The 411-nt window shown below is 54.0% G+C and carries 3 tRNA genes; all 3 read right to left on the bottom strand.

The features are described 5' to 3' along the window. Positions 1 to 64: 64 nt before the first annotated feature. A tRNA-Gln gene (locus LDK53_RS22885) sits at positions 65 to 139 on the bottom strand. A gap of 32 nt (positions 140 to 171) precedes the next feature. After that, positions 172 to 246: transfer RNA gene (locus tag LDK53_RS22880), tRNA-Gln, on the bottom strand. A 23-nt stretch (positions 247 to 269) separates the two neighbouring features. Continuing rightward, positions 270 to 354, bottom strand: a tRNA-Leu gene (locus tag LDK53_RS22875). Between the last annotated feature and the right edge of the window lie 57 nt (positions 355 to 411).

Raw genomic sequence — 411 nt, 5'->3', positions numbered from 1 at the left:
CCCCATCATTATGAGTGATGTGCTCTAACCAACTGAGCTACGTAGCCAGTACTGCAATCTTCGATGGCTGGGGTACCTGGATTCGAACCAGGGAGTGCCGGTATCAAAAACCGGTGCCTTACCGCTTGGCGATACCCCAATACCGCGGAGAACCGCAAAATCGAAGAAATATGGCTGGGGTACCTGGATTCGAACCAGGGAATGCCGGTATCAAAAACCGGTGCCTTACCGCTTGGCGATACCCCATCCGTGCAACGCTTACCCGGGAATGGTGCGGGAGGCGAGACTTGAACTCGCACACCTTGCGGCGCCAGAACCTAAATCTGGTGCGTCTACCAATTTCGCCACTCCCGCAAAAAAAGATGGTGGCTACGACGGGATTCGAACCTGTGACCCCATCATTATGAGTGA

It is taken from the genome of Enterobacter sp. K16B (assembly GCF_020216105.1).
Classification (GTDB): domain Bacteria; phylum Pseudomonadota; class Gammaproteobacteria; order Enterobacterales; family Enterobacteriaceae; genus Enterobacter; species Enterobacter sichuanensis.
The sequence above is the reverse complement of the archived record's forward strand: the minus strand, read 5'-3'. Positions and strand labels throughout refer to the sequence as shown.